The organism is Nocardia sp. TBRC8007, from assembly GCF_056629435.1.
Window position 1 is genome coordinate 16346 of the sequence record NZ_JBWSOR010000020.1, and the last position, 17176, is coordinate 33521.

At 64.5% G+C, this 17176-nt stretch carries 16 protein-coding genes; 11 read left to right on the forward strand and 5 right to left on the reverse strand.

Annotated elements, in window-relative coordinates; translation table 11 throughout:
* Positions 1-23: 23 nt before the first annotated feature.
* Positions 24-569, reverse strand: a complete 546-nt coding sequence (locus ACX4ZE_RS15675; RefSeq protein WP_480274170.1) for an Rv3235 family protein — start codon at positions 567-569, stop codon at positions 24-26.
* 297 nt (positions 570-866) lie between these two features.
* Here ACX4ZE_RS15675 and ACX4ZE_RS15680 point away from each other — a divergent pair, with 297 nt between their 5' ends.
* Positions 867-1415, forward strand: a complete 549-nt coding sequence (locus ACX4ZE_RS15680) for a YceI family protein (RefSeq protein ID WP_480274171.1) — start codon at positions 867-869, stop codon at positions 1413-1415.
* Positions 1416-1517: 102 nt separating this feature from the next.
* Here ACX4ZE_RS15680 and glpK (ACX4ZE_RS15685) read toward each other — a convergent pair whose 3' ends face one another.
* Positions 1518-3035, reverse strand: coding sequence for a glycerol kinase GlpK (gene glpK / locus ACX4ZE_RS15685; RefSeq protein ID WP_480274172.1), 1518 nt, complete (start codon positions 3033-3035; stop codon positions 1518-1520).
* Positions 3036-3099: 64 nt separating this feature from the next.
* On the reverse strand, positions 3100-3864 hold the full coding sequence (locus ACX4ZE_RS15690) for an IclR family transcriptional regulator (protein WP_480274173.1): 765 nt from the start codon (positions 3862-3864) through the stop codon (positions 3100-3102).
* 206 nt (positions 3865-4070) lie between these two features.
* Between ACX4ZE_RS15690 and glpK (ACX4ZE_RS15695) the strand changes: the two genes are divergently transcribed.
* The 10 genes from glpK (ACX4ZE_RS15695) to ACX4ZE_RS15740 all read left to right on the forward strand — a co-directional run bounded on the left by glpK (ACX4ZE_RS15695) (position 4071) and on the right by ACX4ZE_RS15740 (position 15281).
* Positions 4071-5591, forward strand: a complete 1521-nt coding sequence (gene glpK, locus ACX4ZE_RS15695; RefSeq protein WP_480274174.1) for a glycerol kinase GlpK — start codon at positions 4071-4073, stop codon at positions 5589-5591.
* 76 nt (positions 5592-5667) lie between these two features.
* The gene (gene glpD, locus ACX4ZE_RS15700) at positions 5668-7347 is read left to right on the forward strand and encodes a glycerol-3-phosphate dehydrogenase (protein ID WP_480274175.1); all 1680 of its coding nucleotides are present in this window, start codon (positions 5668-5670) and stop codon (positions 7345-7347) included.
* A gap of 201 nt (positions 7348-7548) precedes the next feature.
* Complete coding sequence (locus tag ACX4ZE_RS15705; RefSeq protein WP_480274176.1) at positions 7549-8766, forward strand: cytochrome P450; 1218 nt, start codon at positions 7549-7551, stop codon at positions 8764-8766.
* A gap of 500 nt (positions 8767-9266) precedes the next feature.
* Positions 9267-10526, forward strand: a complete 1260-nt coding sequence (locus ACX4ZE_RS15710; RefSeq protein ID WP_480274177.1) for a phthiocerol/phthiodiolone dimycocerosyl transferase family protein — start codon at positions 9267-9269, stop codon at positions 10524-10526.
* A gap of 162 nt (positions 10527-10688) precedes the next feature.
* Positions 10689-11012: a hypothetical protein gene (locus ACX4ZE_RS15715; RefSeq protein WP_480274178.1), complete on the forward strand. Its 324-nt coding sequence runs from the start codon at positions 10689-10691 to the stop codon at positions 11010-11012.
* Positions 11009-12301, forward strand: a complete 1293-nt coding sequence (locus tag ACX4ZE_RS15720; RefSeq protein WP_480274179.1) for a hypothetical protein — start codon at positions 11009-11011, stop codon at positions 12299-12301. Before ACX4ZE_RS15715 ends, ACX4ZE_RS15720 begins: the two co-directional genes overlap by 4 nt.
* Positions 12302-12638: 337 nt before the next feature.
* Positions 12639-13280 carry a DUF8176 domain-containing protein gene (locus ACX4ZE_RS15725; protein WP_480274180.1) on the forward strand — a complete coding sequence of 214 codons (642 nt, stop codon included), beginning with the start codon at positions 12639-12641 and terminating at the stop codon, positions 13278-13280.
* A gap of 104 nt (positions 13281-13384) precedes the next feature.
* The gene (locus tag ACX4ZE_RS15730) at positions 13385-14113 is read left to right on the forward strand and encodes a VIT1/CCC1 transporter family protein (protein WP_480274181.1); all 729 of its coding nucleotides are present in this window, start codon (positions 13385-13387) and stop codon (positions 14111-14113) included.
* Between the two features lie 290 nt (positions 14114-14403).
* Complete coding sequence (locus tag ACX4ZE_RS15735) at positions 14404-14904, forward strand: MarR family winged helix-turn-helix transcriptional regulator (RefSeq protein WP_480274182.1); 501 nt, start codon at positions 14404-14406, stop codon at positions 14902-14904.
* Entirely contained in the window at positions 14901-15281 is a 381-nt protein-coding gene (locus ACX4ZE_RS15740; protein ID WP_480274183.1) for a DUF5313 family protein, read from the forward strand. The genes ACX4ZE_RS15735 and ACX4ZE_RS15740 overlap by 4 nt, the downstream gene beginning before the upstream one ends.
* A 47-nt stretch (positions 15282-15328) precedes the next feature.
* Here ACX4ZE_RS15740 and ACX4ZE_RS15745 read toward each other — a convergent pair whose 3' ends face one another.
* Together ACX4ZE_RS15745 and ACX4ZE_RS15750 are read right to left on the reverse strand one after the other, a co-directional pair.
* Positions 15329-16429, reverse strand: a complete 1101-nt coding sequence (locus ACX4ZE_RS15745) for a calcium:cation antiporter (RefSeq protein WP_480274184.1) — start codon at positions 16427-16429, stop codon at positions 15329-15331.
* A gap of 188 nt (positions 16430-16617) precedes the next feature.
* Complete coding sequence (locus ACX4ZE_RS15750; RefSeq protein WP_480274209.1) at positions 16618-17013, reverse strand: nitroreductase/quinone reductase family protein; 396 nt, start codon at positions 17011-17013, stop codon at positions 16618-16620.
* Between the last annotated feature and the right edge of the window lie 163 nt (positions 17014-17176).

Below are 17176 nucleotides of genomic sequence, written 5' to 3' on the forward strand. Positions count from 1 at the left end.
CCGAATAGCTTCCACGGGCCGCTTCAGCGGATGCGCAAGGCCGTCAACCTCCAGCCCGCCGTACGAGTACGGGCGATCCGCGCCGCCAACGCGAAACAACGACCGCCACGGGTGTATCGAGCGTAGACCTCGGCGGTTTTGCCATTCACCAGCACCACACCCACCCGGATCGGCATCGCGGTGCCCAGATCGCGCCCCGGCACCAGATCGGCGTCGATCAACGTACGCACCGCGGCGACCACAGTGTCATCGGCGACGACCGCCAGCTGCGATACCGGTCTTTTGCGATCCAACGCCTCCAGCACGATTCGCACCGTGGATTCGGCGAAACGACGTGCCGCCGACAATGCCTCACCATTGGCCCGCACTTCGGACGGATGACTACGATGCGGGACCCGCCGCACCCCCGCACCCGGCCGCGCGGACGACGCCAGAGAGCGCGAGCAGCACGGCGATACCCGTACGCCCGCCGGATCTCGTGCCCTCCCGACCGCCTCGGACCGGCGCCTGCTGTCCAACAGCGGCTCTGGATTCGGCGCAGGCAGCAACCAATCGCGATATCCAGTCATCCGGATTCCTCCCAACCCCCGGTAGCGAAAACTCTGTGGCGACCGATTCTGCGGAACCACCACCGGATGTCGCGCGTAGTCGACTACCCGATTCCCCCGCACGCGTCGCCTGAAGCCAGCCGAGGAGTACTTGGCGAAACCTCCATCACCCCGCCGGCGGAATAGCGGTCCATACCTCACCGTTAGAGTGGTTGCCACATCCACCAAAATGCGGCCGAGTCGGGAACGGGCAAGCCATAGCTGCGACGCACTCGACCAATCGTGTAGTTTAATTTTAAATCAAAAGAGGAGAATGGCATGACGACCGACACCACCCCTACCTTGACCGCGGGCACCTGGGCTATCGACCCAGCTCATTCCAACCTCGGCTTCTCCGTGCGCCACTTGATGGTCAGCAAAGTGCGCGGCCGCTTCACCGACTTCTCTGGCACGCTGGTCATTGCCGAAGACGGCTTCGCCTCGGCCGAGGCGCATATCCGAATCGACTCGATCAGCACAGACAATGCACGGCGTGACGCCCATCTGCGCACTGCGGACTTCTTCCATACCGAGCAATTCCCAGTAGCCACTTTCAAGTCCACCGAGTTCCACGTCGACGGCGACGACTTCGTAGTGCACGGCGAATTCACCCTCCGCGACATCACCGCACCGGTCACGCTGAAGGTCGAGTTCCTCGGCACGCACCCCGGCACAGGGCAGGGCCCGGTCGCAGGCTTCGCAGCCAAAACCGTGCTCAATCGCCGCGACTTCGGCATCACCATCGACATGCCGCTGGCCGACGGCGGCGCGGTGATCGGCGACAAGATCACACTCACCATCGAGGTGGAGCTCGGTTTGCAGTCCTGAGCCGCTGCTGCCGCCGGAGGACACACTGCTCCGGCGGCACCGCCGGAGCAGACCCGCACCGCTATGGCGGCGAGCACGCGCACACGACTGCCCTACGGTGACTCACCGGTCCACTCGCGGCTTCGCACGCACCCATCCAGAAGCCAGCTCTACCGCGCGCTTCCAGTTGTCGTACTCGTCCGCGCGATGCGCCGGGTCCATCCGCGGCATCCACTGCGCGGCAAGGCGCCAATGGGTGCGCAGCCCTTCGAGATCCGGCCAGTATCCGACGGCGAGGCCCGCTGCGTATGCCGCACCGAGCGAGACCGTCTCGGCGACAAAAGGGCGTAGCACAGGAATATCCAGGACATCGGCCACGATTTGCATGAGCAGGTTGTTCGATGTCATACCACCGTCTACGCGCAATGCATCGGCCCGCAGTCCGGAATCGGCGTTCATCGCCTCGACCACATCGCGGGTCTGCCACGCAGCAGCCTCCAGCACAGCCCGCGCGAGGTGCCCCTTGGTGATGTAGGAGGTCAATCCGGCGATGAGACCGCGAGCGTCGCCGCGCCAATGTGGCGCGTACAGCCCGGAGAAGGCAGGCACGATATAACAACCGCCGTTGTCGGCGACAGTACGGGCGAGAGTTTCGATCTCCGGCGCACTGGCGACCAGCCCGATATTGTCCCGGACCCATTGCACGAGCGAGCCGGTGACCGCGATCGGTCCTTCCAGCGCGTACACCGGCTCCCTGCCGATCTGATAGCCGATTGTGGTGAGCAGACCGTGCTCGGAACGCACCAGCTCGCGTCCGGTATTCATCATCAGGAATCCGCCGGTGCCGTAGGTGCACTTGAGCTCACCCCGCGCGAAACAGGTTTGGCCGAATAACGCGGCATGCTGGTCGCCGAGCGCGGCGGCGATCCGGATACCGGGCACCACGAGACGGGCGACGCCGTACGGCGCGGTAGAGGGTTGAATCCGCGGCAACATCGCAGCGGGAATGCCGAAGAACTCCAAGAGTTCGTCATCCCAAGCGAGGGTGCGGAGGTTCATCAGCAGAGTACGACAGGCATTGGTGACATCGGTCAGGTGCGACCCGCCCGCGACCCCACCGGTGAGGTTCCAGATCAGCCAGGTTTCCATGGTCCCGAACAGCACCTCACCGCGCTCGGCGCGCTCGCGCAGGCCTGGGACGGCATCCAGCATCCAGCGCAGGCGGGGTGCCGCGAAATAGGTGGACAGCGGCAGACCGCACCGCACACGGATCCGGTCCGCATCTGGGCGCTCCTGTAGCGTGCCGACCAGTTCTTCGGTCCGCACATCTTGCCAGACGATAGCCCGTCCTATCGGTATCCCGGTGCGGCGATCCCACACCACGGTAGTCTCGCGCTGGTTGGCGATGCCGATCGCGGCGACCTGCTCGGCGGCGACGCCGGAATCCCGCAGCGCGCGCGGCACGATCCGCTCGACATTGCGCCAGATCTCCATCGCGTCCTGCTCGGCCCAACCCGGCCGCGGGTAATGCTGTTGATGCGGGCGCTGCGCGAGGCCGACCAGCCGGGCGCGCTGGTCGAACAGAATACAGCGCGTCGAGGTGGTGCCTTGGTCGATAGCCAGTACATACCGTTGCGTCATCCTCGGCCACTCTCTGTTGTATCCCACTGCCCGTGTATCCCACTACCCGCAGACCCAGCGGAGCTCAGTGTCCCGCACTGAGATCCCTCGATATCGCTCGTGCCGCATCGAGCACCTGGCCGATCAACATCCGCCGAGGCCGCAACTGTGTGTCGCAGAGCCGGTCTACTGCCCCGGTAATGCCGATTGCTCCGACCACAAGTCCCCCGCGCGCCCGGATCGGCGCCGCGATGCCTGCCTCGCCCAGCCGGAATTCCTCGATATCGCCGGCCCATCCGGCCCGCCGGACGTCGGTCAGCACTCGGCCGAGCGCGACCAGGTCGACAAGGGTGCGGTGGGTGAACGGGACGGGTTCGCCCGCATGCAACGTGGCGGCCAGTTCGGTGTCGAAGGCGAGCAGGACCTTGCCCAGAGCGGTGGCATGCGGTGGCAGAAGCTCACCGAGTTCGAGCGCCTGCTCACTGTTGTCCGGCCGGAACACGTGGTGGACCACCACCACCGCGCCATCCACCGAGGCACCGATCCGCGCCGACTCTCCAGTACGCGCCGCCAGCGCGTCAGCCCAGTTGATTGCCCGTGAGCGCAGCTCATTGGCATCGAGATAGCCGCGGTCCAGCTGAAGCAGTGCCGAACCGAGCTGATACTTGCCACTCGCTGGGTCCTGTTCGACGAAACCGACCCCTTGCAAAGTACGCACAATGCCGTGTGCGGTCGGCTTGGCCAAACCGAGCGCGCCCGCGATGTCGCCGAGGCCGAGACGGCCGGAACCACGAGCAAGCAGCCGCAATACGGCAGCGGCCCGTTCGATCGATTGGATCGGCCCCGGCATGCCGGGAAACCTATCCGGGTTATCGAGATTCGACAATGTCGAGCAGCCCTTTTGTTCGACATTGTCGAACGCAGGCTATATCCCTTACCGGAATCCCGTCGTAGTTTCCGTATCAGCACAGTCGCATCCGCACCTACATCCGGCAAGACGAGCAGGGACTCGTTTCGCCGCACCGGTACCGCAGGCACCGCAACAGAAGGAGCACGATGAGCCAGTTCGTCGGCGCCATCGACCAGGGCACCACAAGCACCCGCTTCATGGTGTTCGACCATCACGGCACCGAAATCGCCCGCCACCAGCTCGAGCACGAACAGATCCTGCCGCATCCGGGATGGGTGGAGCACAATCCGACCGAGATCTGGGAACGCGCCCGCGTGGTTATCCAGACCGCGCTCACCAAGGCTGATCTCGTCGCGAGCGATCTGGCCGCGGTCGGCGTCACCAACCAGCGCGAAACCACCGTGGTGTGGAACCGCAAGACCGGACGGCCATATTGCAATGCCATCGTCTGGCAGGACACCCGTACTGATCGGATCGTCGCCGAAATCGAGCGCGCCGGACACGGCGACACCATTCGACGCAAAACCGGCCTGCCGCCCGCCACGTACTTCTCCGGCGGCAAACTGCGTTGGATCCTGGACAACGTCCCTGGCGTGGCCACAGACGCCGAACGCGGCGACGCACTCTTCGGCACCACCGATACCTGGTTGCTGTGGCACCTCACCGGCGGTGTCGACGGCGGCGTGCACGTCACCGACCCGACCAACGCCAGTCGCACCATGTTGATGAACCTGGAGACCTTGGATTGGGATGACGAGCTGTTGGCCCTGTTCGGGGTTCCGCGCGCGATGCTGCCCGAGGTCGCCCCCTCGGCTAACCCGGATCTGTTCGGCACCACCCGCGCAGATGGCCCGTTCGGCGGCGCGGTCGCGTTGGCAGGTGTGCTCGGCGATCAGCAAGCAGCCACTGTGGGACAGGTCTGCTTCCAGCCCGGTGCGGCCAAGAACACCTACGGCACCGGGAACTTCCTGCTACTCAATACCGGAGCGGAGATAGTACGCTCGCGACACGGTCTGCTCACCACAGTCGCCTATCAATTCGGTTCGGCGAAGCCGATATACGCACTGGAGGGTTCGATCGCGGTCACCGGATCAGCCGTACAGTGGCTGCGCGATCAACTCGGCATCATCTCCGGTGCCGCACAGAGCGAATCACTGGCCCGGCAAGCGGAAGACAACGGCGGGGTGTACTTCGTCCCCGCGTTCTCCGGACTGTTCGCGCCGTACTGGCGCTCGGACGCACGCGGCGCCATCGTCGGCTTGTCCCGCTACAGCACCAACGCCCATCTCGCGCGCGCGACACTGGAATCAATCTGCTACCAGACCCGTGATGTGGTCGAAGCCATGCAAGCCGACTCCGGCATAGAACTGGACGTGCTGCGCGTGGATGGAGGCGTCACCGCAAACGAGCTGTGCATGCAGATCCAGGCTGATCTTCTCGGCGTGCCGGTATCGCGCCCAGAGGTTGCCGAGACCACCGCACTCGGCGCCGCCTACGCGGCCGGTCTCGCCGTTGGATTCTGGCGCGATACCGACGAACTCGAACGCAACTGGCACGAGGCCAAGCGCTGGTATCCCACCTGGACGGCAGAGCAACGGGAGCGCGGCTACGCGCGCTGGCAGAAGGCGGTCGCACGCACCCTCGACTGGGTCGACATCAACGATTGAACTGTGCCGTTCCGATATCCGCGAACACCGCAATCCCCGACTGAACCCTATCCCTGCAACGAGGAGACCTACCACCGTGTCCGCACGATTGGACCCCCAGTACCGCGCCAACGCGGTGAACTCACTCAGCGACACCGAGCTCGACGTGCTCATCATCGGTGGCGGCGTAGTCGGCGCGGGCGCAGCACTGGACGCCGCCTCACGCGGCCTCACCGTGGCCCTGGTCGAAGCCAGGGATTTCGCCGCAGGCACCTCCAGCCGTTCCAGCAAGCTCATCCACGGTGGGTTGCGCTATCTGGAGCAGCTGGACTTCTGGCTGGTGCGGGAGGCGTTGAAGGAACGCGGCCTACTCCTGAACCGGCTCGCGCCACACCTGGTGCGCCCGGTGTCGTTCCTGCTGCCACTACGGCATCGCGTGTGGGAGCGGGCCTATATCGGCGCAGGCGTAGCCCTCTACGACACCATCGGCGGCGCCAGAGCGCTACCCATGCACCGGCATCTGTCGCGCACGCGCGCATTGGACCTGGCGCCCGCGCTCCGCACAGACACGCTGACCGGGGCGATCCGGTATTTCGACGCACAAGTCGACGATGCCCGCCACACCATGATGATTGCCCGCACCGCGGCTCAACACGGTGCCACAGTGCTCACCCGGATGAAGGTGACCGGACTGCTACGCGATGGGGAGCGCGTCGTCGGCGCGGAAGTCACCGATCAGGAGACCGGCCGGGTGCACACCCTCCGCGCGCGCAGGGTGATCAGCGCGACCGGTGTGTGGACCGACGAAATGAACCAGCTGACGGGCGTCGAATCCCCGTTCCATGTCCGTATGTCCAAGGGCGTGCACATTTTGGTGCCGCGTCATCGCCTGAACCTGGACACCGGGCTGATCATGCGTACCGAGAAAAGCGTGCTGTTCGTCATTCCGTGGTACCGGCACTGGATCATCGGCACCACCGACACTGATTGGTCGTTGGACAAGGACCACCCGGCCGCCAGCAACGCCGATGTTCAGTACTTGCTCGATCACGTCAACCAGGTGTTGCGCGAACCGCTCACCCAGAATGACATTGTCGGCACCTACGCGGGTCTGCGCCCATTACTGTCGGGCGCGTCGGCCGATACCGCGACCCTCTCGCGGGAGCATGCGGTTGCCGAGCCTGCCCCCGGCCTGTTCGTGATCGCGGGCGGCAAGTACACCACCTATCGTGTGATGGCCGCCGATGTTGTGGACGCGGCGGTGGCCGGACTCGGCCGCGCGGTCGCCCCGTCGGTCACCGAGCATCTGCCGATCCTCGGCGCGGTGGGCTACCACGAACTCGCCGCCGATCTCGACAGCCTCGCGCAACGCGCCGAACTGCCGAGAGCGACAGTCGAGCGCCTACTCGGCCGCTATGGTTCCGCGATTGCCGATGTATTCGACCTGATCACCCGCGAACCCGAACTGGGCGCGCCGCTGACCTCCGCACCGGAGTACCTCGGCGCGGAGGCGGTGTACGCGGTGACCCATGAGGGTGCCATGCACCTGGACGATGTGCTCACCCGCCGCACCCGGATCTCCATCGAAACCGCCGACCGCGGTCTCGCCGCCGCCGCGGAGGTCGCCTGGTTGATCGGCGGCCACCTCGGCTGGGATGCCGCAGGCACCGAGCGTGAGGTCGGCCGCTACCGCGATCGAGTGCATGCCGAACTGGCCGCCAACCAGGCGGCCGACGATGAATCCGCCAACGCGGCCCGGCTAGCTGTCGTCGCCTGAGCCGAAGCGGACTCTCGCCCATAGTCCACCGATCGGCTCCTGCCCCTGGGGCAGGCAAGCCATCGGCTGGGCTGTGCGGTGGAGTAGGCGATATCGACGACAGCTGTCCGCGATGGTCTCAGCAATTCAGCAGTAACCTGGCAGTAGGGCTATACAACGTATATAACCTGGCCTGATTGCGGCGGAGAGCTGAGGTTATCCATGAAAACCTTTGACATCATGCACGAGCTGATGCTGCTGAATGCCCCCGAAGCGCGCCCGGACCCCTATCCGATCTTCGCGCGGATGCGCGAAGCCAGTCCGTTCCGGATGGGCTCCGACCCCCTGGTCGGGATGGGCTGCTACGCCGATTGCGAAGCCATGTTCCGCGATCCGTGGGCGAGTTCCGACCTGACGCGGTTCCAGAGGAAGATCAACACGGTTCCGATTATGGAGTCCATGTTCATGATCCTCGATCCGCCGGACCACACCCGATTGCGCCGGCTCGTGTCCAAGGTGTTCACCGTGCGCGTCGTGCAACGAATGGAACCTCGGATCACCGAGATCGCCGATAATCTGCTCGGCGAACACCTGCACACGGGGTCTATAGACGCCGTCAACGATTTCGCCTATCCGCTCCCGATGACTGTGATCTGCGATTTGCTCGGCATACCGGCCGAGGACGAGGCACGGCTCAGAATCTGGTCCACAGTGCTGAGTCGCGTCCTCGACCCGAATACGAGATTTCTCGAGCAGCGCAGCGGCAGCCAGGAGTTGGCCAATACCGCGGGAGCCTCGATGAGCGCCTACTTCGACGAACTCATCGGTCGCCGCCGCCTGGCACTCGGCCAGGACCTGCTCTCGGAACTCATCACCGCCGAAGACGCCGGGGACAAACTCACCCACGAAGAAGTCATATCGACCTGTGCGCTCCTGCTGATCGCGGGCCATGAGACCACGGTCAACCTGATCGCCAACGCCCTTCTCGCCTTGCTACGCCGACCACACGAATTCGCCGCCGTATCCACGAATCCTGACCGGATAGCGGGCGTCGTCGAAGAAACACTGCGCTTCGAACCGCCGATCCAAATGGTTCCGCGCGTCGTAACCGACAATCTGACCATCAATGGCTTGGACCTCCACCATGGCGATGGGGTGATGTTGATACTCGCCGCCGCCAACCGCGATCCCCTGATGTTCGATGACCCCGACCGGTTCGACCCGACACGTAAGAGCAAGCACCTGTCCTTCGGACAGGGGGTGCACTTCTGCCTCGGCGCGGCACTGGCTCGTTTAGAGGCCAGGGTGGCTTTGACCCGATTCATCCAGCAGATCGACTCCCCCACACTCATCGTGGATCCACCACCCTATCGTGCACACGTCTCCGTGCGTGGGCCCGCGCGCCTGCCGATCAGATTCACCGCGACCCGGTCCAAGTAACGGACAGCCATCCGATCGATCCCAGCTCCCGAGCCGGTGCGCGACCGGACAGCCGTATCGGCTGGTGTCTACGGCACCGACCGGTTTTCGGTACCGAAGCTCCGAAGCGATATAGAGCGCCCGACTGTGCTGCGGCAGTCAGGAATCGATACTGTTTCATGTCGCCGTACGCACTCGCGGCTCGGTCCGGACATGCGCCCCGAGATCGATTCCGCATCAAACGATGCGCTTCGGCTATCGCACGAGTACGTGACTCGTCCGCAGACAAGCTCGGCCGAGACGACCTCCGCTAGAGGAGAACTCTGGATTATCGCTCCGGACACTACCTACACTCATGGAGTTCCGACCGAGCGACTGCTCACGGGCACAACGTCGTTGGAGCAACGACCAGAAACAGCATCTCCACATTCTCCGATACAGGATAGAGGCGAGGATGCCGCTAGCCTGACGCGTCCGGATTTCGAGCCGGCCTCGGGGACAGGCTAGATGAAGGAAGCGACATGACCGCAGCAACCGTCATCCGTCCGCTGGCGCCGAGCGAAGCGATTTTTGCCAATAGTGAAGTCCTCGTTGGCTATTCGCTTCGATTTTCCGGTCGTTTGGATCTCACCGCACTGTCCACGGCGTACGCGGCGGTGACAGCCGCTCACCCGATCCTCAGCGCCCGTCTGGAATCGGATGGACCTGGTAGACATCTGCTGCTCGAATCTCCTGGCGCGCCTCCGGAAATCTCAGTCGCCGAAGGTGATCCCGAGCTGCTACTCACCGGCGCTCGACTGGATCAACGCAGGGGGCTCGGCGCATTATGTGTGGTGCGCGACGGCGACGCCGCAGGCGTCACGCTGGTGACTCACCACAGCGTCGCGGATGCCTCCCATTCCCTGACTGTGCTCGCCGAACTGTGTTCTTGCTACACCGATCTCATCCAAGGCCGTCCGCTCCAACTGGAACCATGCGAGTTCCCGAGCTCGGTGGAAGATCTGCTCTTAGTGCGCGGCATCGAAAAGATCGATATTCCCGCGATGCCACCGCGCACCCCAGGCACCGCCCGAATCGATTCCGGCCCGCAAGATTCCGACTATCTCATCCCGCGCACCGCACGCTGCAGACTGACCGCGGCACAGACCGCGGCACTTGTCGAACTGGGACATAGGGAAAACACTACGATCAACGCGCTCGCCTCCGCCGCAATTCTGCTCACCGAGGCCGAGCTGCGCGACCTGCCATTGACCGAGCTGAGATATACCTACTCGGTCGACCTACGCAGCCGGGTGACGCCACCGATCGGCTTGACCGAAGGCACCAATGTACTCGGCTTCGCGAACTTCGTCCCGCCCCCAGGCGACAGCGCGACGTTGGTCGGGCTGGCACGCGGCATCAGTGACGCACTGCGGCGTGAACTCTGCAGTGGTGTCGTGCAACAGACTCCGCTACACATCCCCGAAATCACCGCAGGCCCCCCGCCACGCGAGCCGGGAATCGTGCTCACCACCAACTGGGGTCGAATACACCGACCCTGGACGCCAGATGGTCTGCGCATCACCGACTTCCGTTCGATCATGCTCGGCAAGCCGGACAAGACCGGACATCGGCTCCAACAGCCGAGCGGCACCATCATCATCAGTACCTTCGACAACCGGCTGAGCATCGAAATCCATCATCCCGAGGAGACCACCGCCGAACAGCGAGTGCGTGTGCGGCTGCTTGCCGCGCATCTGTCGGCGTCCAGCACGGCGAACATCGAGCCGCCGATCCTCTGATCGCGGTGGTATCCGCGGGCGCGGTGACTTAGGGGCCACCGACACGCGCTGCTATGGCATGCACGGCAACAGCACCCGAGGATTCGGACGCACAACCCCCATCAGCGCAGTACGCTTAGCAGTGAAACATGGTGCGACATGCTGGGTTCCGGGAGGGGAACAGTGGACACGCTCAGACTCGATCCGGCGGCAATGACCGCTTACACCGCGATCGCGAACGCGGTGTCCGAACAATTGTCCGCAGCGGCCGCAGTTGTCTCCAACGCAGTGCGTCAAGACCAGCTGACTACCGATCTCGGGCTCGTCGGCGCGGAATTCGCGGCGCGGTTCGCGGCGGCCATCACCGAACACGCGCAAGCGTTGTCGACCGCGGGACAACTGGTCGGCGCCTACGGTGAGGCTCTGGACAGTTACCGCGAACGAGCACACAGCGTCGACACGGCCACGGCAAAGGCAATCATCCAGGCTGGAGAGACAATGCCATGAGAACGCTGCTCGGACCGCGAAAGCGGGCGCATACCGCTCCGTCCGTCGACGAAACCGCCAGGCCGCCGGGCAGCGAACCAGGCGCCGATCCGCCGATCATCGCCGCACTGGTACGCCCACTGTTGCTGCTGCGCTCCTCGCTCGGCTCCGGCTCCTTCGTACCGAATACGGCAGTGAACAGCGCGCTTTCGGCAGCCACCGCACAAGCTGCCGATACCGAGGGGCCACACCGCACAGGTGTGTACGCACTGGAATCGACCTGGACCTCACGCGCCGCCGACGCCGCAGTGCCCGCGCTGCGCGTGGCGCAGAGCCAGATCGGCGACATCTCCGATCGGGGACCGGCCTATCTATCGATTCTCGCCGAAGCGCACGCCACATCCGGGCGCGCGGCCCGACACATCGAAGAGATCATCGCCGAGTTCCGGCGCGATGCACGCGAGATCCTGGACAACGCGACCACAGCGCCAGAAACCGACGCGATCATCGCCCGCGCCGCCTATGCATTGCGTGACGCCCTCACTACGGTGTCCGTCGCGCGCTCCGAGATGGATAGCCATATCAAAAGGCTCGATGACATGGAACCACTGCCGGTCGACACGCCACCGGACGCCACCTACGTCCGTACCGCCCGCTCCAGCGCCGCCGAAGAATTCGGGCTCGGCACCACGACATCCGCCCCCGTACCAGCATGGGATCCAGCACTGGCCGCGCAGCTGCAATTGCAGCAGCAGCTCATCGCCGCGGGAGTTCAGCTCGGTACCGCGGCGATCACCGCCGGTGTCGACATCGGCACTCATCTCATCGACAAAATCGCCGCGGTCGCCATCCACACCATCGATACCGTCGCAGCATCAACGGACAGGGCGATTCCGGAACTGGTCGACCCTGGTTCCACCCTCCCCTCCGGCGCGAGCGGCGATGGCGCGCAGAACTCCGCGAAACTGTTCGACTTCGGCGACCGACCGCAGGAACACAAGCCCGCGACCGGCACAGGCGCGGGGCCTCCGCCCGGCGACCTCGCACCTGCCCCGAAACCGGACCCGCCGAAACCGGAGGGCAAACCCGCGCCTACCGGCACACCGCCCATCATCGGTTCCACCCCGTCCCCGGCCGACCCTCCTGGCCGACAAGGCCCCACCGGCGGCATGGTGCTGCCACCTGCTCCGCCGCCGGGCGGTAGCGACCAGCAACACAAACCACGTGACGGCCAACTCGGCGTAACCATCCCCGTCGCTGCGACAGCGGTACCGCCGGTGCTCGGCGTTTTCGACGATGACGTCCCCTGACCGAGAGCCCCCGTATCCAGGCGCCACCCGCGATAATCCATTCGACACGGGCCTACCGATGCTGCGAACCCCCATCGGCAAGCCGCCCCTATCACACCGGCGACCGCGCCGCCACAAGCAGATGCGGCAGCGCGGCCAGGAGTCCGGCACTGCGCGGGCCCGGATACCGGAAGGACGGTACCCCGAGCCGCAGTTGGGCGAATGGCAGCACTGGCTGAGGCCGGTCTATACAGATGAACGCCGGCCACCACAGCCCGCCGTCCAGCGACCGAGCGTCTCCGTCGAATCGGAGCTACCCGCAGCACCCACGGTCGCGGCCCACCTAGTCCAGGCGCCGATGATCGTCAACAGGTCCGGCCCCCATCCGGGCACTCCGGTGCGCCGGCCGAGACGACGCGCTGAACAACTGAACAGTAAGCGATCACTGACCGTGTTGATCGTGCTCGGCATCGTGGTCACGACCGTTTCGATCGTCTCGACCATCATCTACGGTACCGGCACAAGGATACACACTGATGCCGCTACCCCCGCTTCCGATACTGTGCCGATCACCTCGGTTCCCGCCGCGAGGGCCGCTCCTGCTGACGGCATCGCGACCCCAGGATGCACGCAACAACGGACTGCTGAGGCCGTTTCCGGCACCGCCCCTGGTGGCACCGGTAGCGGCCCCGACGCCATCCTCGCCTTCGAGTACGCCTACTACGCCGAACGGTCGGGGTATCGGGCCCGTACTGTAGTTGCCTCGGACGCGGCGGTGCCGTCCGCCGATCAGATACAACGCGGCATCGACCGGATTCCCACCGGTACCCGATACTGCGTCCTGATCACTCCGGCCGGGGACGCCCAAGAGGGTCGAGCACGGTGGGAGGTCCTGCTGACCCAGCAATTGCCTGGCACAGAGCCGAGCACCTTCACACAGATCATCACGACTCGAACCGGTGGCGACCAGACCCTGATCACCGGGATAACAGCAGGCTGACCGTACGCGCACAGCGAATGCACTGCTGTACGGCGCGTTCGCTGTTGTGGTTATCACACAGGGCCCGGCTGCTGCGTCGAACGCGATGACATACTCTGCGCCTTATGGACCGCACAATCGGCCTACCCGATACACATCCACACGAGCCGCACAGCAACGGTTTCGCATCCAAACTCAACTGGCTACGAGCCGGGGTACTCGGCGCGAATGACGGCATTGTCTCCACCGCAGGCTTGGTCGTCGGCGTCGCCGCAGCCACGACCAACACCACGGCATTGTTCACCGCGGGTATCGCGGGCCTGTCCGCAGGCGCGATCTCGATGGCGGTGGGCGAATACGTCTCAGTCAGCACTCAACGCGATTCGGAGCGCGCTCTGCTGGCAAAAGAACGCAGGGAGCTGCACGAGGAACCAGAATTCGAGTTGGCTGAGCTCGCAGGCATCTATCAGGCCAAGGGCCTGACGCCGGAAACCGCTCGCAAGGTCGCAGAAGAGCTCACGGAGCACGATGCGTTCACCGCGCACGCTGAAGCCGAGCTGGGCTTGAATCCGGACGAGCTGACCAACCCATGGCTGGCGGCGCTGTCCTCGGCAGCCTCGTTCCTTCTCGGTGCCCTGCTTCCGCTACTGGCCATCCTGTTGCCCCCGGTCGGCGCGCGCATTCCAGTGACCTTCGCGGCTGTTCTGGTGGCACTCGCACTTACTGGTTCGATCAGCGCCCGTTTGGGCGGAAGCCAACACGGACGGGCAATAGTCCGAGTGGTGCTCGGCGGCGCGCTGGCCATGGCAGTCACTTATGGCATCGGAGGACTCGCCGGTATCGCGGGAGCCTGAGCACCCGGCCGGAGCGTGACGTAGCGCGACTCCGGTGCATGTTGGCGGATCACGGTCGCCCCGTGGTCCGCCAGATGTCGGTTACCAGAATCCCGCATTACGCGAGACCACAAGATCGTGCCTCTTAGGAAGCCCTCTCCTAGGAGGCACGACGATCCCACTGAGCACGCGTGAATCAGTTGGGAACGAACAACTGCGCCGGGGCCTGGAGATGATAGGGAGTTCTCACCCACAATACTTAGTGCACTAATTATTCGTGTACTAATATCATCGGCGAGCAAGGAGGAGACATGCCCACCGAGGACGACGATCCGTTGCGATTGGATCGGCAGGTGTGTTTCGCGTTGGCAGTGGCCAATCGCGCAGTGCTGGCCGTCTACCGGCCATTGTTGGAGCCGCTTGGTCTCACTCACCCGCAATATCTGGTGATGCTCGCGCTCTGGGGCGAGGCACCGATGTCGGTCAAAACGATCGCCGATGCTGTCCAGCTCGATTCCCCCACACTGTCGCCGTTACTCAAGCGCTTGGAAAACGCCGGGCTGATCACCCGCGAACGCGACAGCCACGACGAGCGCAGCTTGGTAGTGAATCTGACCGAGGCCGGGACCGAACTACGCAAACAGGCCGAACAGATCCCACCCGCGGTCGTACGGCAGCTCGGTGTGACAGTAGTCGACCTCGAAGAGCTCCACGAGGTGCTCACCAGAGTCAACAACGCGGCCCGCCAGGCGACGCTCACCACACCCGAAAATGCCCCACCCCTCACCAAACCCCGAGGAGCCCAGGTATGAACCAAAAGCCGCGACGACCCAATCCCATTCAATGGATCGGCTACGTTTTCGGACGCCGCCTGCCCGATTCCATGCTCGATTGGGTGCGCAACGACCTGACCGGCAAGCATGCCGTCGCTCGGCATGTGCTACGCGGAGTAGTGCCGTTCATCCCGGTGTTCGTGGTGATCGCGCTGCTTCCAGGCGAGCTGTGGCTACGCGGCGCGACTACGGCGCTCGTGCTGTTTCTGCTGCTGTTCTATACGGTCGCCTTCATGCCGATGAACCGCGCGCACCGCTTGCTCAAACACGGATTACCCGCGGATTTGGAGAACCCGCGACGAGCGCGGCAACGGGCACAGGAGCGCGCCATCTACGAGGCACAGTATCCGCGCTGAATGGCAGTACCTGCCGGGACCGCATGAAATCCGGCGCTTTCCTCCAGTCAGGGACTGGCGGCGAGGAATAAGAAAGCCGCGAACAGCGCCAAATGAACGCCGCCTTGCAAGAGAGTCGCCCGCCCTGGCACCACCGTGAGCGCACCCACTATCACGGTCAAAGCCAATAAAACCATCTGGGTCGCCCCCAAGCCGAGTACTAGCGGCCCCTCCAACCAAATGCTCGCCACGGCGATCGCCGGAATGGTCAGACCGATGCTCGCCATGGCCGAGCCCAGCGCTAGGTTGAGGCTGATCTGCACGCGGCCCCGGCGAGCAGCGCGCACCGCAGCCAGTGTTTCGGGGAGCAACACCAACAACGCGATCACCACTCCGACCGCCGACTGCGACAAACCCACCGAGTCGGCCATCGACTCGACAGTAGGTGAGATCATCTTGGCCAGCCCGACAACACAGACCAAGGCGACCAGTAGCAGAGAGAAACTGAACCGAGCGGTACGCGTGCTGGGCAGCTGAGCGTGCCGGTCCTGCTCGGCAACGATGCTTGTGGTCTCGACCGGCAGAAAGTCGTCCGGGTGCCGCACTGTCTGCACCATCACGAACAATCCGTACAGCGCGAGCGAGGCCACTGCGGCGAAAGCCAGTTGCGCCACGGAGAACTCCGGACCCGGCTTGCTGGTGGTGAAAGTCGGCAACACGAGACTGAGCGTGGCCAGTGTCGTAACGGTAGCCAACGCCGCTACAGTGCCCTCCGCGTTGAATACCGCGATCCGCCTGCGTAACGCACCGACCAGGAGCGAAAGTCCTACAATGCCGTTGCAGGTGATCATGACCGCGGCGAAGACCGTATCGCGAGCCAGAGTGGAGGACTGCTCATCCTCCGAGGTCATCAAGGTAAGGATGAGCGCGACCTCGATCACGGTCACCGCGACCGCGAGCACCAGCGAGCCGAATGGTTCCCCGACCCGACGCGCGACCACCTCAGCGTGGTGCACTGCCGAGAGCACCGCCCCGATCAGCACAGCCATCACGATCACCACCGCGCCGCCGGGCAGACTCCGGCTCCAGATGACCGCGAGGATGAGAAGCGCAAGCAGTGGCGTGAAAACGGTCCAGCGGCCGAACAACGCACTGATCATAGTCACCATCGTTCCAGCGAATCGCACGCATTCCGGTCAGGTACAGTCGTTCGCGACCGAACTAGAGCTCACCAGGAACTGTTGGATCAGGTGGCGGCGACATGCCGGAAAGATGCTCCTGGACCGGGCGGTGCGGAAAGCGCGGTGACACCCGAAATCGTTCCGACGATGACGGTTTCGGTCAGCCGCCCGCAGGCTCAGTCCTTCAGATCGATGCGCACGGTGAGCAGATCGGTGCCAACGAGCCGAACAGCCGTGCTATTGGTGCGCGGCAAGGCGGCGAGCCGGGCACGCGGGTCGTCCTCGGGCAGCAGGTGCGCGGTACCTGCCTGCCAGCGCCCGCCGAGACGAAGCCTGACCCGGTTGTCCGCCTTGATGTTCCGGATGTACTGCGACCGCTCGCCGAACTCGGAAACGAGCCAGAACTCCCGCCCGGTCTTCCGCCCACCGATCGGGGTGATCCGCGGCTGCCCGCTGATCCGGCCGGTGGTCTCCAAAAGAGTCTGCCCGGGCACCCTCCGAATGATCGGGTTACCGACTCGGCGCTGGAGCGTCGTCACCACCCGATGCTGAATATCGCGCATATCCGGCATGCCGAGACGGTAACACCCGCTACCCGACGACAGACTTCGACGCGCCGATCCACCACCCCGCAGCGAAGAATATCGCCCCGCGAGAATGTCGTCGGGAGCGGATACGCGATGAACGAGCGCGGATACCGGATGGTGGCGTTCCCACAGTGACACGCCCGCTCTC

What these genes read in the sequence shown, in the direction of transcription:
- ACX4ZE_RS15740 (WP_480274183.1), top strand. Translation starts at nt 14,901, where the DNA reads ATGAACCAAAAGCCGCGACGACCCAATCCCATTCAATGGATCGGCTAC.
- ACX4ZE_RS15735 (WP_480274182.1), top strand. Translation starts at nt 14,404, where the DNA reads ATGCCCACCGAGGACGACGATCCGTTGCGATTGGATCGGCAGGTGTGT.
- ACX4ZE_RS15750 (WP_480274209.1), bottom strand. Translation starts at nt 17,013, where the DNA reads ATGCCGGATATGCGCGATATTCAGCATCGGGTGGTGACGACGCTCCAG.
- ACX4ZE_RS15705 (WP_480274176.1), top strand. Translation starts at nt 7,549, where the DNA reads ATGAAAACCTTTGACATCATGCACGAGCTGATGCTGCTGAATGCCCCC.
- ACX4ZE_RS15680 (WP_480274171.1), top strand. Translation starts at nt 867, where the DNA reads ATGACGACCGACACCACCCCTACCTTGACCGCGGGCACCTGGGCTATC.
- ACX4ZE_RS15730 (WP_480274181.1), top strand. Translation starts at nt 13,385, where the DNA reads ATGGACCGCACAATCGGCCTACCCGATACACATCCACACGAGCCGCAC.
- ACX4ZE_RS15745 (WP_480274184.1), bottom strand. Translation starts at nt 16,429, where the DNA reads ATGGTGACTATGATCAGTGCGTTGTTCGGCCGCTGGACCGTTTTCACG.
- ACX4ZE_RS15725 (WP_480274180.1), top strand. Translation starts at nt 12,639, where the DNA reads ATGATCGTCAACAGGTCCGGCCCCCATCCGGGCACTCCGGTGCGCCGG.
- ACX4ZE_RS15710 (WP_480274177.1), top strand. Translation starts at nt 9,267, where the DNA reads ATGACCGCAGCAACCGTCATCCGTCCGCTGGCGCCGAGCGAAGCGATT.
- ACX4ZE_RS15690 (WP_480274173.1), bottom strand. Translation starts at nt 3,864, where the DNA reads ATGCCGGGGCCGATCCAATCGATCGAACGGGCCGCTGCCGTATTGCGG.
- ACX4ZE_RS15720 (WP_480274179.1), top strand. Translation starts at nt 11,009, where the DNA reads ATGAGAACGCTGCTCGGACCGCGAAAGCGGGCGCATACCGCTCCGTCC.
- glpK (WP_480274174.1), top strand. Translation starts at nt 4,071, where the DNA reads ATGAGCCAGTTCGTCGGCGCCATCGACCAGGGCACCACAAGCACCCGC.
- ACX4ZE_RS15675 (WP_480274170.1), bottom strand. Translation starts at nt 569, where the DNA reads ATGACTGGATATCGCGATTGGTTGCTGCCTGCGCCGAATCCAGAGCCG.
- glpK (WP_480274172.1), bottom strand. Translation starts at nt 3,035, where the DNA reads ATGACGCAACGGTATGTACTGGCTATCGACCAAGGCACCACCTCGACG.